The 18725-nt window shown below is 69.3% G+C and carries 19 protein-coding genes; 12 read left to right on the top strand and 7 right to left on the bottom strand.

The window, feature by feature from the left end:
• The first annotated feature begins 9 nt into the window (after positions 1-9).
• Positions 10-447 carry a VOC family protein gene (locus tag GVY64_RS14990; protein ID WP_159841718.1) on the top strand — a complete coding sequence of 146 codons (438 nt, stop codon included), beginning with the start codon at positions 10-12 and terminating at the stop codon, positions 445-447.
• Positions 448-488: 41 nt separating this feature from the next.
• Here the strand turns inward: GVY64_RS14990 and GVY64_RS14985 are convergent, their stop codons facing one another.
• Positions 489-995: a DUF2505 domain-containing protein gene (locus GVY64_RS14985; protein ID WP_159841716.1), complete on the bottom strand. Its 507-nt coding sequence runs from the start codon at positions 993-995 to the stop codon at positions 489-491.
• Positions 996-1034: 39 nt separating this feature from the next.
• Between GVY64_RS14985 and GVY64_RS14980 the strand changes: the two genes are divergently transcribed.
• From GVY64_RS14980 to GVY64_RS14960, 5 genes are all read left to right on the top strand, one after another.
• Positions 1035-1505, top strand: coding sequence for a DUF3592 domain-containing protein (locus GVY64_RS14980; protein WP_159841714.1), 471 nt, complete (start codon positions 1035-1037; stop codon positions 1503-1505).
• A gap of 110 nt (positions 1506-1615) precedes the next feature.
• Positions 1616-2758 (top strand): glycosyltransferase family 4 protein, encoded by a 1143-nt coding sequence (locus GVY64_RS14975; protein ID WP_159841712.1) that lies wholly within the window; start codon positions 1616-1618, stop codon positions 2756-2758.
• Positions 2759-2831: 73 nt separating this feature from the next.
• Positions 2832-3536: a demethylmenaquinone methyltransferase gene (locus GVY64_RS14970; RefSeq protein ID WP_159841710.1), complete on the top strand. Its 705-nt coding sequence runs from the start codon at positions 2832-2834 to the stop codon at positions 3534-3536.
• 114 nt (positions 3537-3650) lie between these two features.
• Positions 3651-7829: a bifunctional nitrate reductase/sulfite reductase flavoprotein subunit alpha gene (locus tag GVY64_RS14965; protein WP_201298015.1), complete on the top strand. Its 4179-nt coding sequence runs from the start codon at positions 3651-3653 to the stop codon at positions 7827-7829.
• A 91-nt stretch (positions 7830-7920) separates the two neighbouring features.
• Positions 7921-8169 carry a hypothetical protein gene (locus GVY64_RS14960; RefSeq protein WP_159841708.1) on the top strand — a complete coding sequence of 83 codons (249 nt, stop codon included), beginning with the start codon at positions 7921-7923 and terminating at the stop codon, positions 8167-8169.
• 367 nt (positions 8170-8536) lie between these two features.
• Here GVY64_RS14960 and GVY64_RS14955 read toward each other — a convergent pair whose 3' ends face one another.
• A complete protein-coding gene (locus GVY64_RS14955) occupies positions 8537-9571 on the bottom strand; it encodes an aldo/keto reductase (RefSeq protein ID WP_159841804.1) in 1035 nt (344 codons plus the stop codon).
• A 113-nt stretch (positions 9572-9684) separates the two neighbouring features.
• On the opposite strand from GVY64_RS14955, the gene GVY64_RS14950 reads away from it, so the two are divergent.
• Positions 9685-10317, top strand: a complete 633-nt coding sequence (locus GVY64_RS14950; RefSeq protein WP_159841706.1) for a TetR/AcrR family transcriptional regulator — start codon at positions 9685-9687, stop codon at positions 10315-10317.
• On the opposite strand, the gene GVY64_RS14945 is transcribed toward GVY64_RS14950, so the two are convergent.
• Complete coding sequence (locus GVY64_RS14945) at positions 10314-10907, bottom strand: TIGR03086 family metal-binding protein (RefSeq protein WP_159841704.1); 594 nt, start codon at positions 10905-10907, stop codon at positions 10314-10316. The two genes, GVY64_RS14950 and GVY64_RS14945, sit on opposite strands and share 4 nt — an antisense overlap.
• A gap of 127 nt (positions 10908-11034) precedes the next feature.
• Between GVY64_RS14945 and GVY64_RS14940 the strand changes: the two genes are divergently transcribed.
• Together GVY64_RS14940 and GVY64_RS14935 are read left to right on the top strand one after the other, a co-directional pair.
• Positions 11035-11277: a hypothetical protein gene (locus GVY64_RS14940; RefSeq protein WP_159841702.1), complete on the top strand. Its 243-nt coding sequence runs from the start codon at positions 11035-11037 to the stop codon at positions 11275-11277.
• 137 nt (positions 11278-11414) lie between these two features.
• Positions 11415-11642 (top strand): hypothetical protein, encoded by a 228-nt coding sequence (locus GVY64_RS14935; RefSeq protein WP_159841700.1) that lies wholly within the window; start codon positions 11415-11417, stop codon positions 11640-11642.
• A 21-nt stretch (positions 11643-11663) separates the two neighbouring features.
• Here GVY64_RS14935 and menD read toward each other — a convergent pair whose 3' ends face one another.
• From menD to GVY64_RS14920, 3 genes are all read right to left on the bottom strand, one after another.
• Complete coding sequence (gene menD, locus GVY64_RS14930; RefSeq protein ID WP_159841698.1) at positions 11664-13307, bottom strand: 2-succinyl-5-enolpyruvyl-6-hydroxy-3-cyclohexene-1-carboxylic-acid synthase; 1644 nt, start codon at positions 13305-13307, stop codon at positions 11664-11666.
• 667 nt (positions 13308-13974) lie between these two features.
• Positions 13975-14421 carry a DUF6918 family protein gene (locus GVY64_RS14925; protein ID WP_159841696.1) on the bottom strand — a complete coding sequence of 149 codons (447 nt, stop codon included), beginning with the start codon at positions 14419-14421 and terminating at the stop codon, positions 13975-13977.
• Positions 14422-14495: 74 nt separating this feature from the next.
• Entirely contained in the window at positions 14496-15152 is a 657-nt protein-coding gene (locus tag GVY64_RS14920; protein ID WP_159841694.1) for a PaaI family thioesterase, read from the bottom strand.
• A 188-nt stretch (positions 15153-15340) separates the two neighbouring features.
• On the opposite strand from GVY64_RS14920, the gene GVY64_RS14915 reads away from it, so the two are divergent.
• The 3 genes from GVY64_RS14915 to menE all read left to right on the top strand — a co-directional run bounded on the left by GVY64_RS14915 (position 15341) and on the right by menE (position 18126).
• Positions 15341-16234, top strand: a complete 894-nt coding sequence (locus GVY64_RS14915) for a 1,4-dihydroxy-2-naphthoyl-CoA synthase (protein ID WP_159841692.1) — start codon at positions 15341-15343, stop codon at positions 16232-16234.
• A gap of 1 nt (position 16235) precedes the next feature.
• A complete protein-coding gene (locus tag GVY64_RS14910) occupies positions 16236-16628 on the top strand; it encodes a VOC family protein (RefSeq protein WP_159841690.1) in 393 nt (130 codons plus the stop codon).
• 337 nt (positions 16629-16965) lie between these two features.
• Positions 16966-18126: an o-succinylbenzoate--CoA ligase gene (gene menE, locus GVY64_RS14905; RefSeq protein WP_159841688.1), complete on the top strand. Its 1161-nt coding sequence runs from the start codon at positions 16966-16968 to the stop codon at positions 18124-18126.
• 154 nt (positions 18127-18280) lie between these two features.
• On the opposite strand, the gene GVY64_RS14900 is transcribed toward menE, so the two are convergent.
• On the bottom strand, positions 18281-18709 hold the full coding sequence (locus tag GVY64_RS14900; RefSeq protein ID WP_159841686.1) for an organic hydroperoxide resistance protein: 429 nt from the start codon (positions 18707-18709) through the stop codon (positions 18281-18283).
• Between the last annotated feature and the right edge of the window lie 16 nt (positions 18710-18725).

Raw genomic sequence — 18725 nt, 5'->3', positions numbered from 1 at the left:
CTGGCCCGCATGACGACGATTACGAATGTTTCCCTGGTCACGGTGTACGTCACGGACCAAACCGCCGCGAAGGAGTGGTACGTCGACAAGCTCGGGTTCGTCGAGACCGGCGACGTCACGATGGGCGACAACGGTTTCCGCTGGGTCACCGTCGCGCATCCCGCGCACCCGGAATTGGAGATCACCCTGATGCTCCCGGGTCCGCCGCTGGACGAGAACTACGCCGACGCCGTTCGGCGCGCGCTGGCCAACGGCACACACGGCTCTCTCGGCCTGCGGACGGAGAACTGCCAGAAGACCTTCGAGGAACTCACCGCCAAGGGCGTGGAGTTCGTCCAGCCGCCCGCCGAACGGCCCTACGGCACCGAGGCGATCGTCCGGGACAATTCCGGGAACTGGCTGGTTCTGGTCGAGCCGAAGGCGTACTCACCGCAGGATTTCGCGTAGGGCCGGCGGCGTTGCCCCGGCCGGGCCGGGGCAACGCGCGTTCATGCGGTCGGCTTCGCCGACAACCACTCCTCGATGAATTTGCGCTCGCTGTTGAGCACCCGATGATGCAACTGCTCGGCGAGCGGCTCGATCGCGCCGCCGACCACGGGCACCTTCACCTGCACGGTGCCCGCCACCTCGATCTCGGATCCCTCCGCGGTGGAACGGATTTCGTAGGACCCGGACATCGCGGTGTTGATGCCGCCGGTGGTGGCCTCGAAGGTGCCTTTGGCGACCTCGCCCACCAGCGCCTGCCAGTTGTCGGTGCGGGAGAAGGTGAGGTCGCTCTTGAGCACCTTGCGGACCAGCGTGGGTACCTTGTCCTCCGCGGCCTTTTCGGTCATATGGATGCGAATGGTGCCCGCGCCATCGGGGTGCGACAGGTCCAGCGTCGCGGTCGGTGCGTCGGCGAAGCGGGCCCGCCAGACGTCGTCGGTGGTGAGTGCCCGGTGGAGATCTTCGACCGGGACGGTATATGGCACGGTGAAGCTGAATTTTCGGGACATGGCCGCCACCGTAGCCGAGCCGGTCGGTAGCCTGTGGCGGTGTCGGAAACCAGCCAGTCTCGAGGGCGGCCGATCCGCCTGCGACGGGCGAGGATCGGGGTGCTGATCGCCGCGACGGCGGTGAGCGTGCTCGTCGGGCTGCTGGTGCTGGCCGCGTGGCGCAACGACTACCTGATCAGCTCGGACAAGGGCAGTACCACGGCCGAAGTGCTCTCGGCGGGGCGGTTGCGCTCGGCGGTCATGTACGTCACACCGGACGGCGAGACACACAATCCGAAGGTCGGCGTGCTGTACCCGACCAACCTGACCGCGGGTGAGCGGATCCGGGTGGAATACAGCCGCAGCGACCCCGACCTGGTGCGCGTGGAAGGCCGCGATGTGCGCGTCGCGATTCCGCCCGCGTTGTCGGTCATCGTGGTGGTGTGGCTGCTCGCGCTCCCCACGCTGTGGCTGCTCTCCCGCCGGAGCCGAGGTGCCGAGCCGGTGGCTCGCCCCGCGCCTCAGGCCTGACCTCCCGGCGCCGGGCGAAGACCGGCGGCGCTCCGACAGTTCGCCGGATCTTTCCGTGCGCTTCACTTCGGTGTGGCGGCGCGGCGCGGTGTACCGGTCAGGCTGAGGAGGTGCGTGTAGCGATCGTCGCGGAGTCGTTCCTGCCGAATATGAACGGCGTCGTCAACTCCGTGCTGCGGGTGCTGGAGCACTTGGACCGGCACGGGCACGACGCGCTGATCATCGCGCCCGACACCCCGAGGGGGCAGCCCCCGGCTCCGCGCGAGCACCAGCGTTTCCGGGTCCATCGGGTGCCCGCCGTCATGGTGCCGAAGATCAGTTCGCTGCCGGTCGGGCTGCCGCAGCCGGGCATCGTCTCGGCCATCGAGGACTTCGATGCCGACGTGGTGCACCTGGCCTCGCCGTTCCTGCTCGGCGCAGGCGGTCTGGGTGCGGCGCTGCGGCTGAATCTGCCGACCGTCGCGGTGTATCAGACCGACGTCGCCGGCTTCGCCAAGAGCTACGGACTGGGGCTGGCCGGTCGTGCCGCATGGGGTTGGACCCGGCGTATCCACGAGGGAGCCACCAGGACGCTCGCGCCGTCCCGGGCGGCTGCCGAGGATCTGGCCCGGCACGGCATCCCGCGCGTGCACCGGTGGGGACGCGGTGTCGACACCGCGCGTTTCACGCCCAGCGCCCGCTCCGCCGAGCTGCGCGACGCCTGGCGCGCGGGCCGGGACCGGCTGCTGGTCGGCTTCGTCGGGCGGCTTGCGCCGGAGAAGCACGTCGAGCGGCTGGCGGTGCTGGGCGCCGACCCCGGTGTCCAGCTGGTGATCGTCGGCGACGGGCCGGAACGCCGACGGCTCGCGCGACCGATGCCGACCGCGGTGTTCACCGGCGAACTCGGCGGCGACGAGCTGGCGCGGGCGTACGCCAGCTTGGACGTGATGGTGCACGCGGGGGAGCACGAGACGTTCTGCCAGGGCGTGCAGGAGGCCTTGGCGTCGGGTGTCCCGGTGATCGGCCCCGACGCGGGCGGTCCGCGCGACCTGATCGCCCACTGCCGCAACGGCTACCTGCTTCCGGTGGATCGCTTCGGCGAGTTGCTGCCCAGCGCCGTCGGGGCGCTGCACGATCCGCAGCTGCGCAACCGCTTCGCCGGAGCGGCCAGGAAGTCGGTGCTGTCGCGGACCTGGCCCGCCATCTGCACCCAGCTGATCGGCCATTACGCCGAAGTGACCGGCTCGCGGATTCGGTTGCCGCATACGGCCTGAGGCCCCTCGGGCGTGACGGAAGTATCCACGCGCCGCGCTCGGTTCGTAACAGACCGCGAGTTAGGGTCTTGGCGTGGCGAAAACGCAATCGAACCGGGCCTCGCTGGACAAGCAGCCGCACGAAGTCGCGGCGATGTTCGACGGCGTCGCCCGGCGATACGACCTGACCAACACGGTGATCTCCGCGGGGCAGGATCGCTACTGGCGCTGGGCGACCCGCAGGGCGCTGTCGCCGCGGCCGGGCGAACGGCTGCTCGATCTCGCCGCCGGCACCGGTGTATCGACGCTGGAGCTGCAGAAATCCGGTGCTTGGTGCCTGGCGGCCGACTTCTCCAAGGGCATGCTCAGCGCTGGCCGCTTTCGTGACGTGCCGATGGTGGCGGCCGACGCCATGGCGTTGCCGTTCGCCGACGACTCCTTCGACGCGGTGACGATCTCCTTCGGGCTGCGCAATGTGGCCGACACCGACCTGGCCTTACGCGAGATGCTGCGGGTCACCAAACCCGGCGGCAGGTTGGTCGTGTGCGAGTTCTCCGCGCCGGTTCTCCCGCTGTTCCGCACGGTGTACCTGGAGTATCTGATGAAGGCGCTGCCCAAGGTGGCGCGCATGGTGAGCAGTAATCCCGAAGCCTACGTCTACCTGGCCGAATCCATCTCGGACTGGCCCAATCAGCGCAGGCTCGCGATGCGGATCGCGGCGAACGGGTGGTCGTCGGTGAAGTGGCGCAACCTCACCGGAGGCGTCGTCGCGCTGCATCGGGCGTACAAACTGGGCTGAGCCGGAGACCTCGGTCACACCTCACCGCCGATTTCGAGCACGGTGAGGTGGAATGTCACCTGGCGATAACGCGGGGTAAATCCCGCGCAATCGGCGATCCGCATGATCGAAGGCATGTCCGACCCAGTGACCGGCCACAGCGACGGCATCGCCCGAACGGCGTGCTCGTACTGCGGCGTGGGCTGCGGGATCACGGTGGCGACCGCGCCGGACGGCGCGGGGAAGCCGGTGATCGCCAAGGTCAGCGGCGACAAACTGCATCCGGCGAACGCGGGCAGGCTGTGCACCAAGGGCGCGACGCACGCCGAGTTGACGCGCACCACCGGCCGGATGGAGACCGCCTACCGGCGTTCGGAACGGGGTCAGGTCCCGGTGCCCTTCCCCGTGGACGAGGCCGTGCACGAGGCCGCCACCCGATTGCGCGCGATCCTGGACGAGCACGGGCCGGACGCGATCGCGCTCTACGTCTCCGGGCAGATGTCGCTGGAGGCGCAGTACCTCGCGACCAAGCTGGCCAAGGGTTATCTGCGCACGATGCACATCGAGGCGAACTCGCGCCTGTGCATGGCCAGCGCGGGGACCGGATACAAGCAGTCGCTCGGCGCGGACGGGCCGCCCGGATCCTACGACGACTTCGAGCACGCCGACCTGTTCTTCGTGATCGGCGCGAACATGGCCGACTGCCATCCCATCCTGTTCCTGCGGATGGCCGACCGGCTGAAGGCCGGGGCCAAGCTCATCGTCGTGGACCCGCGGCGCACCGAGACCGCCGCGCGGGCGGACCTGTTCCTGCAGATCGCTCCCGGCACGGACCTGGCGCTGCTGAACGGGCTGCTGCACCTGCTGGTCGCGAACGGCCACATCGACGAGGAGTTCATCGCCGAGCACACCGAGGGCTGGGACGCGATGCCGGAGTTCCTCGCCGACTATCCGCCGCGGCGAGTGGCGGAGATCACCGGGCTGGCCGAGGCCGACATCCGCACCGCGGCTCGGTGGATCGGTGAGGCCGGCGAATGGATGTCGCTGTGGACGATGGGGCTCAACCAGTCCACGCACGGCACCTGGAACACCAACGCGCTGTGCAACCTGCACCTGGCCACGGGCGCGATCTGCCGTCCCGGGAGCGGGCCGTTCTCGCTCACCGGGCAGCCCAACGCGATGGGCGGGCGCGAAATGGGCTACATGGGTCCGGGCCTGCCCGGTCAGCGCAGCCTGCTCTCCGCCGAGGACCGGGCGTTCGTGGAGACCGTGTGGGAGCTGGAGCCCGGCACGCTGCGCACCGAAGCCGGGCCCGGCACCGTGGAGATGTTCCGTGAACTGGCCGAAGGAACGATCAAAGCGGCCTGGATCATCTGCACCAACCCCGTCGCCACCGTGTCCAACCGCAAGACCGTCATCGCGGGACTGGAAGCGGCCGAACTGGTGATCGCCCAGGACGCCTACACCGAGACCGCGACCAACGCCTACGCCGACCTGCTGCTTCCCGCCACGCTGTGGGCGGAGGCGGACGCGGTGATGGTCAATTCGGAACGCAACCTCACCCTGCTGCAGCAATCGGTGCACCCCACCGGCGACGCGCGGCCGGACTGGCGGATCATCGCCGACATCGCCTCCGCCATGGGCTTCCCCGGCTTCGATTTCGCTTCCAGCGCCGAAGTGTTCGACGAGATCACCCGTTTCGCGAATCCCGCGACCGGCTACGACTTGCGCGGTGTGAGCTACGAGGCGCTGCGCGAAGGGCCGATGCAGTGGCCGTGCGCGCGGCCGGAACACAGGCGTAATCCGATTCGCTACCTGAACGACGGCGTCAGCCAGACACTGTTCGCCGACGAGCACGGGCACCGGCCCCGGCTGGCCTTCGCCACGCCGAGCCGTCGCGCGGTGTTCTGGCCGCGGCCGCACATGCTGCCGGAGGAGATGCCGGACGACGACTACCCGTTTTTGCTGAACACCGGCCGCCTGCAGCACCAGTGGCACACGATGACGAAGACCGGCAAGATCGACAAGCTGACCAAGCTGAACGGCGCGCCGTTCGTCGAGGTGCACCCGGCCGACGCCGAGCGTCTCGGCCTGCGTGCCGGCGATCAGCTCGAGATCGCCTCGCGCCGTGGCCGCGCCGTGCTACCGGTGCTGATCGGCGATCGGGTGCGGCCGGGCGATTGCTTCGTGCCTTTCCACTGGAACGACGAGCAGGGCGAATACCTGACCATCAACGCGGTCACGAATGACGCGGTCGATCCGGACTCCCTGCAACCGGAGTTCAAGGCGTGTGCGGTGGCGCTGCGCCGGGTGGCGGCGGTGCCGCAACCGGAGGTCCCCGCCGCGCTGCCCGCGGCGCAGGCGGTGCACCCGCTGGCGGCCGTGCTCGGTCTCGACGGCGGCACCGCGCCCACGCTCAGCGAGACCGAGCGGATCTACTTGAGTGGTTATCTGGCGGCGCTGCAGGCGCTTCCGGTGACCGGTCAGCCGGTGCTCCCGGACTCGGCGCCGATGTCCGCGCACAGCAGGCTGTGGGTCGACGGGCTGCTGGCCGGGATGTACTCGCGTGGCACTGCGGCCCCGGCGCCCGCGGTGGACGAGAGCGCGGCCGCTCGCGCGATCACGGTGTTGTGGGCCTCGCAGACCGGCACCGCCGAAGAGTTCGCGGCCGCCGTCTCGGCGCATCTGGCCGGGCACGGCTTCGTGCCGCGACTGCTGGACCTGGACTCCTGCGACCTGAACACGATCCAGGGCGACGTGCTGGTGGTCAGCAGCACGTTCGGCGACGGAGGGCCGCCGGACAACGGAACCGACTTCTGGAAGCGTCTCGCCGGCGCGGTCGTGCGGCTGACCGGTGTGCGCTACGCGGTGTTCGCCCTCGGCGATTCCTCCTACGACGACTTCTGCGGTTACGGCCGCAAACTCGACGAGAAATTCGCCGAACTCGGCGCGATCCGGTTGCTGCCGCGCGTCGACAGCGAACCCGACTACGAAGACGCGGCGCAGCGCTGGCTCGACGACGTGCTCGCCGCGTTCGGTGACGCGGAGCCCGGCTCCCCCGCCGATCTGCCGGTGCGCGGCGGAACCGGTCCGGGTCGCTCCCCATCCCGCGGCGGCGTCGCGACGCTGGAATCGCCCGCTGCCGCACCGGCGCCGGTACGAACCCGCACGGCTCCCGCGCCGTTCACCCGCGCCGCACCGCTGCGTGCTCCGCTGCTGCGCAACGAGTTGCTGTCGGCCGAAGGATCGCCGAAAGAGGTGCGCCGCTTCGGGTTCGATCTGCGCGGCCTGGACGGCGGGTACGAGGTGGGTGATTCCCTGGGCGTCTGGCCGGTGAACAGCGATGCGCTGGTCACCGAATGGCTGGCCGCCACCGGACTGGACGGTCGCCGCGCGGTCGAGGTGGACGAACGCGAACTCACCCTGGCCGAAGCGTTGCGCACGCATTACGACATCACCAAGGTCGGCCACGACCTGCTCGGCTTCCTCGCCGAGCGCAACCACAGCGGCAAACTCGCCAAATTGCTGCGCCGGGACAACCGCAACGAGCTGGCGAACTACCTGTGGGACCGGCAGGCCGTGGACGTGCTGCGCGATTTCCCGGTGCGGGCCGATCTGGTGGAGTGGCTCGGCACGCTGAAGAAGCTGCAGCCGCGCCAGTATTCGATCTCGTCGAGCCCGCTGGTCAGCCCGGATGAGGTGGAGCTGACCGTCGGTGTCGTGCGCTACGGTGACCCGGCCGCCACCGGGTCGGCGGCGCGGCGCGGCGGAGTGTGCTCGACCTTCCTCGCCGATCGAGCGGGCGCCGACGCGGCGGTGCCGATCTTCCTGCAGCGCGCGCCGCATTTCCGTCCCCCGGCCGACCCGTCGGTGCCGATGATCATGGTGGGCCCTGGCACCGGCATCGCGCCCTTCCGCGGGTTCTTGCAGGAACGCAGGGCCCTCGGCTGCACGGGGCGCAACTGGCTGTTCTTCGGCGATCAGCACGCGGCGCAGAACTTCTATTACCGCGCCGAGTTGGAGGACATGTTCCGTTCCGGCTTCCTCACCCGGCTCGACCTGGCCTTCTCCCGCGACCAGCGAGAGCGGATCTATGTGCAGCACCGCATGCTCGAGCACGGCGCCGAGCTGTGGTCCTGGCTGCGCGACGGCGCCCACTTCTACGTCTGCGGCGACGCCGGCCGCATGGCCGCCGACGTCGACGAGGCCCTCCTGCGCATCGCCCGCATCCACGGCAAACTCGACGAGGATGGCGCCCTGGCCTTCAAGAAACAACTCGTCGCCGAAAAGCGCTACGTCCGCGACGTGTACTGACTGTTCATCCCGACTCCTCACACGCCTCGCACGACTTCGGTGATCGCAGTCACATTCGTGAACCCGGTTACGCCGACCGCCGTCCAACTCTGTGATCGAACTCGAGATTCGCATCGAACGAGAGAACTGGCGCGATATCGCCGATATCGCGATTGCCAAATCCCTCGATGCACCAGACCGGACCGCCCCGGCGCGAGGAGGAAAGACTTGCTTCTCGGGTCAGATCTACCTCGTCAACCACGTCACCGGGCAAATCGCGAAAACAATGGAGCCCACCGTTATCGTTGGCAGTGACGGAGCGATCATCACTGCCTACCCGGGAGGGAAAGGCTTGCCGTGACTGAGCCGACGTACTCTGAGCTGACAGACTCGATCGTTCGAGCCGGCAGCTGGGAAGGGTTGAGAATCGCGCTACGGGATGGCGTTCCGTACATCATCGAACGCGATAGCGTGGCGCTGCCAACTCCGATACCCATGCGATTCGCCCCGGGCACACTGCGGGAGTACTACCGCAAGATCGCGGAGGATGCTCTGCACGGCAGGCCCGAATCTCCCTGGGAGTGGTGGATGGACTTGATGTCCACCCACCTGGGAGAGGCGATGTACGACCTGGACCGCTTGGATGGGCCGGCCGAGATCACTATTGGCGAGTTCGGCTTCACAGCCACGCCTATCCGAACGGATCAACGGTCCACCTTCGAATTCGCTCACACCGCGGGCGGGTTCAGGCGGGTGAAGTCCGGGAGGCGGTAGTACGGGTAGTAGGGGTAAGGCGGGGTGGTTCCACTCGCTTTGTCCAGGCGGGCGATCTGGTCGGCGTCGAGTTCCCAGCCGATCGCGCCGAGGTTCTGGCGCAACTGCTGCTCGTTGCGGGCGCCGACGATGACGGTGGCGACGGTGGGGCGGCGCAGCAGCCAATTGAGGGCGATCTGCGGGACCGTCCTGCCGGTTTCGGCGGCCAGCTCGTCGAGGACGTCCACCACGTCGTAGAGCTTCGCGTCGTCCACCGGCGGTCCGGCCTCGGCGGTCCGGTGCAGACGGCTGCCTTCCGGAAGCGGTTGCCCGCGCCGGATCTTGCCGGTGAGCCTCCCCCAGCCGAGCGGACTCCAGACCACCGCGCCGACGCCTTGGTCGCGGCCCAGCGGCATGAGTTCCCACTCGTAATCCCGCCCGACCAGCGAGTAATAGACCTGATGCGCGACATACCTGGTCAGACCGTTGCGATCCGCCGCCGCAAGGGATTTCATCAGCTGCCAGCCCGCGAAGTTCGACGCGCCGACATAGCGGATCTTGCCCGCGCGCACCAGATCGTCGAGCGCGGCGACGACTTCCTCCACCGGCGTGCCCGCGTCGAAGGCGTGCAACTGGAACAGATCGATGTAGTCCGTGCCGAGTCTGCGCAGCGAGCCCTCCACCGCGCCGATCAACCTGGCCCGCCCGGAACCGGCGTCCGCCGGCCGGGGACCGGTGGGCAGCGTCGCCTTGGTGGACAGCAGCACGCGATCACGCCTGCCTTTCACGGCGGCGCCGAGTACCTCCTCGGATGCGCCGTCGGAGTAGACGTCGGCGGTGTCGAACATGCACACGCCCGCGTCCAAGCTGATGTCGACCAGTCGCCGCGCCTGGCCGGCGTCGGTGTCGCCCCACGCGCCGAACAGCTCGCCGCGACCGCCGAAGGTGCCCGCGCCGAAGCTCAAGGCCGGGACGTGCAGCCCCGATGCGCCGAGCCGCCGGTACTCCATCTGCGCGTCCTCCGTCCGAACATTCACTGGATCACCCTCCTAAAGGGTCTATAGTTCCTTTAACACTTCGAACGGTACACCCGTTCGCGCACAAATGAAACTGGAGTGCCGTTATGGAGTCGGAAGAGACCACCCCGGGATCCGTTCGCCCCGGTGGACGCACCGCGCGAGTCCGCGCCGCCGTCCTGCGAGCGGCCGGTGACCTGCTGGCCGAACGCGGCTTCGCCCACCTCGACCTCGGTGAGGTCGCCGCGCGCGCCGAAGTCGGCAAGACCACGGTCTACCGCCGCTGGCGCACACCCACGGGCCTGATCGCCGACCTGTTGGTCGACATGGCCGAGCAGTCGCTGCCGCGCGCCGACACCGGCTCCCTGCTCGGCGATCTCACCGCCAACGCCCGCCTGGTCGCGAGAACACTGTCCGATCCTCGCCAAGGCCGGCTGTTTCGCGCCGTGATCGCGGCCGCCACCTGCGACGAGTCCGCCGCAACCGCCCTGCGCCGCTTCTACGACGTGCGCCTCACCGAATGGTCGGCATGTGTAGCGGCCGCCGTCGCGCGCGGCGAAGCGCCGGAGCACACCGACGCGCGCGCAGTGCTGTCGGCGGTGTCGGCACCGCTCTACTACCGGCTGCTCGCCAGCGGCGACCCGATAGACGACGCCGCGGCGGATACGGCCGCGCGCGCCGCGGTCGACGCCGTGGCCGCGGGCACGTTCGTGTCCGCGGGCTCCCCGCCGGTCGGCTAGCCGAGCACCGCCGCCGCGTTCCAGTCCGCGCGGCGGCCGGTGAAAGCCAGGACCCGCTCCAGGGCCGGCGCTTCCGCCGCGACCGGCACCACCGGGCCGAACAGGCCGGGCACGCCTTCGGCCGGTGTGTCACGCAGCATGTCCAGCAGGACGCCCAGATGCCCGGCGTCGCAGGTGAAGGGCTGACCCGTGGCTTTCGCGAGATCCCAGCCGTGCACGACCACCTCGTCCAGGGCGATCCTCGCCATCACCGGCGCGGGCTCGCTCACTCCGCCCGCCTCCGTCACGCCGTCCCAGGCGGCGGGCTCCCGCCACGCCGCCACCAAGGCGTCCAGCTGCGCCGGAATGCGCCCGCGCCAATCCGCAGGCAAGACGCGCCCGGCAGGCGGAGGCGGCGCGACCGAACCGCCGACGGCCTCCTTGGTGGCCGACTGACGGAACGCCTCGGTCAGATCGATGACGTGTGCGAGCAGATCGCGGACCGTGGTGTCGGCGCACGGCGTCGCCGCCGCGAGCTGATCGTCGGTGATGCCGCCGACGACGCTCGCCAAAGCGGCGGCCGCGGGCTCGAAGTCGAACTCGGGATTCATCTGGCCTCCTCGGGGTGTGTGACGTCTCCGGGAATGGAGACGAAGCGAGGCGGCGAAATTGAGCGGCGGGTCTTTCCGCAACCAACTCGTAGCGCTGAAAAGTCCTGGATAAGCGGATAATTGAAAGATGAAGGGTGATCGAGTGGAGATCGTCGTCGACGTCGGCGGCGGGTCTCGCAATTACGAGATCGCGGCGACCCGGGCGGGGCGGCGGGTCGAGGTACGGATCGCGCGCGGCGTGGTGGAAGTCAGCGAAGTGACGCGATCGGGAGTGGCGGTGCGGACCGCGCGGTTCATGGCCGGGCGCGCCCTCGCGGTGGTCGAGCACCCCGCGAACGGAACCGCGCCGCAAGCCGGAGAAGAGCGGTGAACATGACCGGACCGATGCTTGCCGTAGCGGCGGACCACAGGCATCCTCGATCCAGTCGAAGTTGATCGTCCGCCTCGATTGCGGCGGCCCGCGACGGGTATGCCGATCGAGAGGCCCACGCGGAGAGGAGCGCAACGATGTCAGATCCCCTTGCCGACGCGGTCCCGGAGGCCGATCTCGCCGAGCAGTCCGTTCCGGCGTATCCGGAGGAACCGGTGCTCGCCGACGACCTGCCAGAGCAGGACGACACCGTCGGACGAGCGGTTCTGGAGCGCGACGTCTTGGAGGCGAACCCGGCGGACGTGATGGAGCAGTCCATCGCGGTTCCGCTCGACGACGACCCCGAGGACGAATTCGGCTACTGACCGCCCCGCGCGGGCGGCCGCTCAGGGCTGGATCTTCGCCCGCACCGCCGCGTGCAGTTCCCGCAGGCTGGACCGCTCGGTGGCCACCTCGAGCACTCGCATGCCATGGGCGCGCCCGGTCAGCTCGACGGCCAACTGCTGCGGATCGACCTGCCGGTGCGGGATGCGATAGGCGGCGCACAACGCCGCGAGATCCATGCCGTGCGGTGTGCCGAAGACCCGCTCGAACACCCCCGCGTATTGCGGGTCGCCCTGCTCGAGCAGTTCGAAGATGCCGCCGCCGTCGTCGTTGGCCACGACGATGGTCAGATCGGCGGGCCGCGGTTCGCCGGGCCCGATCAGCAGGCCGGACGCGTCGTGCAGGAAGGTCAGGTCGCCGATCAGCGCGACGGTGCGCCCGCCGTGGTGCAGCGCCGCGCCGACCGCGGTGGACACGGTGCCATCGATGCCGGCCACGCCGCGATTCGACAGCACCTTGATCCCCGGACGTGGATGCGACACCAGCGCGGCGTCGCGCACCGGGTTGGAGGCGCCGAGCAGGAGTTGGTCGCCGTCGCGTAGCGCGTCCATCACGACGGCGGCCACGTGCAACCCGGTGGGTTTCGGGTGCCGTGCGAGTTCGGCGCGCACCACCTGGTCGGCTTTCGCGTTCAACTCGCGGCAGTGTTCCAGCCATTGCGCACTGGGAGCCCCGGAGGTGACGGCGCGCGTTCCGGTGCCGACTACGTTGCCGGACACGTCGGGCCACCGCGGGCCGGTGGTCAGCGCGTAGACCCGCACGTCCGGATCGGCGAGCACCTTGGAGACCTGCCGGTGCAGGGTCGGGCGGCCGGTGATGATCGCCTGTTTCGGCCGCAGCAAGGGCAGCGCGAGCGGATGCAGCGCTGGGCCGTGCATCGGCGCGGTGGGCTCGGCGACGGTCGGCAGTTCCGCCAGCTCCGGCCGCAGCCCCGCGCCGTGCCCGGAGATCACGACCGTGTCCGGCGTGAGATCGAGATCGAGCGGCACGTCCAGGGTCGCGTACTGCGTCTCGGTCCAAGCGCACTCGCCCGTGCGGCCCGCGGGCGCCGTCTCGCCCGGCCCGAGATCCGGGACCAGCGGCTCGCGCAGCGGGACGTCGAAGTGCACCGGGCCCGCGTTGCCGGAGCGGGTGCCGCGCGCCGCGGCCAGCACCCGGCAGACCGCGGAGCGCCACTGGCTGTTCTGCTGGCTGTAGGGCGGGTGATCGGCGTCGCCCGCCTCCTCCTCCGCGAGACCGAGCGAGATGGTGGCCCGAACCTGGCTGCCGAACAGGCCGAACTGTTCCACGGTCTGATTGGCGCCCGACCCGAGCAACTCGTAGGGCCGGTTGGCGCTGAGCACCACCAGCGGGACCCGGGCATAGTTCGCTTCCAGCACGGCAGGTCCCAGGTTGGCCACTGCGGTCCCCGAGGTCATAACGACCGGGACCGGCAGCCGGCTCGCGATCGCGAGCCCGACGGCGAGGAAGCCCGCCGTGCGCTCATCGATCCGCATGTGCAGCCGCAGCCGCCCGGCCGCGTCGGCAGCCTGAAGGGCGAAAGCCAGCGGAGCGTTCCGGGAGCCGGGGCACAGGACGACATCCCGCACGCCCCCGCGCACGAGCTCGTCGACGACGACGTGCGCTTGTGCTGTAGACGGGTTCACGCCTCCAGACTGGCAGACAGCCAACGAGAAGTCCCCGCCGGGAGGCTCGCAATCACACTGTGTCCTCGCCCACTGTCCGTCCGCAGCCCGGCTCACTCCCCGGCCGCCGGGTCCACGACGAAGCAATCGGCGGTGGCGGCACCGTCTCGACTCCCCCGAAGCAAGACCGGGCTTGCGTCAACCCGGGGGGCTCGCGGCTCGCTGCGAGGTACTCCCGCCTCGATGGACCCACGCATACCGGGCAGCTTCACTTCAACCGCCGCACGGCGAGCACTTCACGCCGAGCCGGAAGCGGCATTCCGCCTACGCCACGAGGGGACAACCACGGCGACGACGCACCTGCCGACGGACGTCGCACGGCCGCGACATCACGGGGGCAGGCCCTATGTCGTCGCCCTACCTCCTCAACCGACGGCACCGGCTCGACTACCGGTTTCGAGCGGAGCGAGACCGAGCATTGCCGGTTCGCGGCCCGGCTCGTGTTTGCGCGGCCGCCGCGTAGGCGACGAAGGAGCAAGCGGTGGTCGCGCAAACGCGAGCCACAAGGCCGCGAACACCCAGCGCCGCAGGCGCTGGAAATCGAACACAGCCCGGCTCGCGTCCGAGTGGCCGCCGCGCAGGCGACGAAGTCGCGAGCGGTGGTCGCTCGGACGCGAGCCATGAAGGTTTACTTGGCGTGCTTCTCGATCAGGTCGCCGACCCGCGGCAGCGCCTCGATGACGTTCTTCTTGGCGGAGGAACGCATCGAGGAGTAGACCTTCTGCAACGCAGGGCGGCTGGAGGCCTCGGCCCGGGCGTCGGTGACGGCGAGCAACGCCTCGGCGACCTCATCGGACTTGGCGACGAGCAGGTCGGCGAACTTGCCGTTGCCCGAGGCGGTGTACTCCTGCCAGAACGGCTCCAGCTGCGCGACCAGCTTGGGCGCCAACGACTCCAGCGCATCGGGGACGATGGACGGGCTGATCTTCTTGACCGCCGCGTAGCCACCCTTCACAGCCAGGCCGGACGCACCACCCTTGTCCGACACCTCGGCGTCGAGAACCTCGACGGCATCGGCAAGGAAAGCCGGGCGCTTCGCGTCGTCGAGCAGGGATTCAGACAGTGCTGCAACCACTTTCAGGTTCCTCCGGATCGGTATCGATGAACGAGCGAGGGCAACTATACGCACCCGCGCCAGCATTCACCCGGCTACGGCTGCCACGGAAGCAACTCGACCATCAGACCTTCGCAGTCCGCGAGCAGATCGCCCTGCTCATCGAGCAATTCGGCGGTGATGAAAGTTTTTCGTCCTTGGATCCGGTCGACCCGTCCGCGAACCGTCAGTTGCGTTTCCAGCGGAGTGATCTTGCGGTAGTTCACGTGCAGGTACGCGGTGCGGCTGATCGGCCGTCCGGCGTAGTGCACGATCATGCCGAGCAGGTCGTCGAACAGCAGCGGCAGCACGCCGCCGTGCGCGGCGCCGTTGCCGCCGAGATGGAAGCGGCGGAACACGCCCGTCATCTCGATGCCGTCCGGCCCCGCCGCGACCACCTGCCACGGCAGCAGCAGAAGGCTTCCTCGTCCCGGCAATTCGACGGCGCGGCCCGCGGGTCCCTGCAACTCGGGGGCGCGGTAGGGCTCCAGCAATTCGATCAGCTCGCGGGCTTTGGCTTGCGCGGCCCCGAAGACGTCGTCCGGCGCGTCCACGGACACCGCGAGATCCTGCAACGTCCGCATGGCTTCCACGAACCCGCCGAATTCCGGCCCGACCTTCGCCGCCCTGACCTTCGGGAATCCGCCGTGCTTCTCGTACCGGGATCGGTCCACCGCGCTCCGGTCTATAACCGGTTTCACTCGCTCGCTCATACCTGCACGGTAACGCGTTGTTTTACACCGTCAAATCGAGGTCTCGCCGATCCCGGGGGAACAGCCGGGCTTCCTGGCGACCGCACGGCACCGCAGACTGCCGGAGGCGAGGCGCCGGTGCCCCGGGAGCGTCGCCGCTCACGGGCCCGACCACGACTTTCGAGCCGCACGAGACCTAGCATTGCCCGGTGACGTTCAATCCGAAGCTGTGGCGCCCCGTTCCGGGATTCGAGAACCTGACCGACATCACCTATCACCGGCACATCGAGCAGGGCACCGTGCGTGTGGCGTTCGACCGGCCGGAGGTGCGCAATGCGTTCCGCCCGCACACGGTCGACGAACTCTACCGGGCCCTCGACCACGCCCGGATGACTCCGGATGTCGGCGCGGTGCTGCTCACCGGCAACGGCCCCAGCCCCAAGGACGGCGGCTGGGCCTTCTGCTCCGGTGGTGACCAGCGCATCCGCGGCCGTAGCGGATATCAGTACGCCAGTGGCGAGACGGCGGACACCGTCGACCAGGCCCGCGCGGGCCGCCTGCACATCCTGGAGGTGCAGCGGCTGATCCGTTTCATGCCGAAGGTGGTGATCGCGCTGGTGAACGGTTGGGCCGCGGGCGGCGGGCACAGCCTGCACGTGGTCTGCGATCTCACGTTGGCCAGCCGCGAGCACGCGCGTTTCAAGCAGACCGACGCGGACGTGGGCAGCTTCGACGGCGGTTACGGCAGCGCGTACCTGGCCAAGATGGTCGGCCAGAAGTTCGCACGGGAGATCTTCTTCCTCGGCCGTCCGTACACCGCCGAGGAGATGCACCAGATGGGCGCGGTGAACAAGGTCGTCGATCACGCCGAACTGGAGGACGTCGCCCTGGAATGGACCGCCGACATCAACGGCAAATCGCCGCAGGCGCAGCGCATGCTGAAGTACGCGTTCAATTTGCTGGACGACGGATTGGTGGGCCAGCAACTGTTCGCGGGCGAGGCGACCAGGATGGCCTACATGACCGACGAAGCCGTCGAAGGCCGCGACGCGTTCCTGCAGAAACGCAAGCCGGACTGGACCCCCTACCCCTGGTACTTCTGACATGGACATCCTCAGCAGCCGGGTCATCCTGCGGCCCGCCGACTACGAGACCACGCTCGCGTTCTATCGGGACGGGCTGGAACTTGCCGTCGCGCGGGAGTATCCGGGCGGCACGGTTTTCTTCGCGGGACAGTCGCTGATCGAGGTGGCCGCGCACGGCGGGTCGGGCAGGTCGTCGTCGTTCGAGGGCGCGATCTGGCTCCAGGTGCGCGACGTGACGGACGCCGCCGCGGAACTGGCGCTGAAGGGCATCGCGATCGATCGGGCCCCGGTCGAGGAGCCGTGGGGTTTGCACGAGATGTGGGTGCGCGATCCCGACGGTGTGCCGATCGTGTTCGTCGAGGTTCCGCCGACGCATCCGATCCGACGGGATTCCCGCTGGCCTGCGTCGTGACAACGGTTCCGTTCGGTAGTTGCGCGGGCCGCGCCGAGTTGCCAACGGGTCGACCGGCGAGGACGATAACGCTCGGATGGCCACCCGACCGCCGACGTCCGGGCCGGCTGTGTCCGTGTCCCGTCCGACGAGTGAATCGCAGTCTCGATGTCTGTCGTATCCGAGCCCCGATCCGACCGGGTGGCCGCGCCGCGGGCGCGCCACTCCGGCAGACCGACCCGTTCCGCACGCGGTGACGCGAGCATGACACGATCCCTACCGTGAGGGAGTGCAGCGAGCGAGCCATGGGCACTGCGGCTCTGGGCACCACCGATTCCGGCGAGCGGCGAGGCACGGCATGAGCAAGACACTGCGTACCTTGCCGATGCCCACCGGATCCGGTCTCGGCGACGTCATGCCCCACCTGCGGGAGGCGCTGGAAGGTAGCGGGGCGGCGTGGCTGCCCATTCCCACGAGCGATCGGCGCGAAGCGAGACGCCTGAGCGACGCCTTGTCGCCGGGCGAGCCGATCGATGAGGACATCGCTCTTGTGGTGACCACCTCCGGCACCACGGGTGTGCCGAAGGGCGCGATGCTCAGTTCGGCCGCGCTGCGCGCAAGCGGCACCGCGACCCACGACCGGCTCGGCGGCCCCGGCAACTGGTTGCTGGCCCTGCCGACCCATCACATCGCCGGCATCCAGGTGCTGTTGCGCAGCATCCTGGCGGGAACCGAGCCCACCGTGCTGGACGTGTCCGGTGGGTTCCTGCCGGAGGCCCTCGGGGGCGCCATCTCGGGTATGCGCGGGGAGCGCCGCTACACGGCCCTGGTGCCGACCCAATTGATCAAGGCGCTCGAGTCGCCGGTCGCCACCACCGCGCTGGCCGAGCTCGACGGGGTGCTGGTGGGCGGCGCGGCCACTCCGCTGCCGGTCTACGAGCGCGCGCGAGCCGCGGGCATCGCCGTCGTGCGCACCTACGGCATGAGCGAGACCTGCGGCGGCTGCGTGTACGACGGCGTGCCGCTGGAGGGCACAAAGGTCCGCATCGAAGACGGCCGGGTCGTGCTGGGCGGCGCGATGATCGCCTCGGGTTATCGCAATCAGCCCGACCATCCCGCCTTCGCCGAACCGGGCTGGTTCCGCACCGAGGACGCGGGCACCTTCGACAACGGCGTACTGAGTATCACCGGGCGGCTCGACGAGGCCATCACGACCGGCGGCTTGCTGGTGATTCCGCAGGTGGTCGAGGCCGTGCTGATCAATCACCCGGCGATCAGGGAGGTGGTCGTCCTCGGCCTGCCCGACGAACGACTCGGCCAGCGCGTCGCCGTCGCGGTGATTCCCGCCCCCGGCGCCACACCCGACTTGGCCGAGTTGCGCGAATACGTCGCCGACGAACTCGACTCCATCGCGGCCCCCCGCGAACTCGCCGTCCTCGACGAGTTCCCCCTCCGCGGCCCCGGCAAGCCCGACCGCGCCAAACTCCGCGAGTACCTGCTGGCCGACTCGCACCGCTAGCGGATCCCCGGGCAGCGCCCGCTACCAGCGCTGCCCGCGACCGCAGCGCCACCGCTGACTCGATCCAACTACCGAGGGGCAGCGCCACTTCGGTGCTCGCTCGATCCGAAGCCGGGCTCGGATCGAGCGAGTTCGTCCTCAGCAGGGCCGGTCGCTACAGCCGGATGCCGTTGATCACCAGCGCGACGGCGACGTTGTCGCGCGTGGCGTTGGAGTACGGGCAGACCTGGTGGGCCGCTCGGACCAGTTCGATCGCCTGTTCGTCGGTGACCGACGGCAGCCCGATACGCAGTTCGACGCCGAGTTCGAAGCGGCCGCCGTCGATCGGGATCAGCGCCACCGACGAGTCGATTTCCGCGTCGTCGGCCTGCAGTCCGCCGCGCTGCCCGACGAGGGAGAGCGTCGTCCCGAAGCAGGCTGCGTACCCGATCGCGAACAGTTGCTCGGGATTCGCGCCCTCCCCGTCACCGCCCAGTTCCTTCGGTTGGCGCAAAGTCAGATCCAGACTTCCGTCGGACGTTCGTCCGCGGCCGTTCCTGCCACCGGTCACGTGCGCCTGTGCTCGGTACAGCACCTTCGTCATCTCGATTCCCTTCATT

Origin of the sequence: Nocardia sp. CY41 (assembly GCF_009829325.1) — a bacterium.
In the GTDB taxonomy this organism is placed as follows: Bacteria; Actinomycetota; Actinomycetes; order Mycobacteriales; family Mycobacteriaceae; genus Nocardia.
Note: the sequence above shows the minus strand (reverse complement) of the source record. Positions and strands in the feature narration are given on the sequence as shown.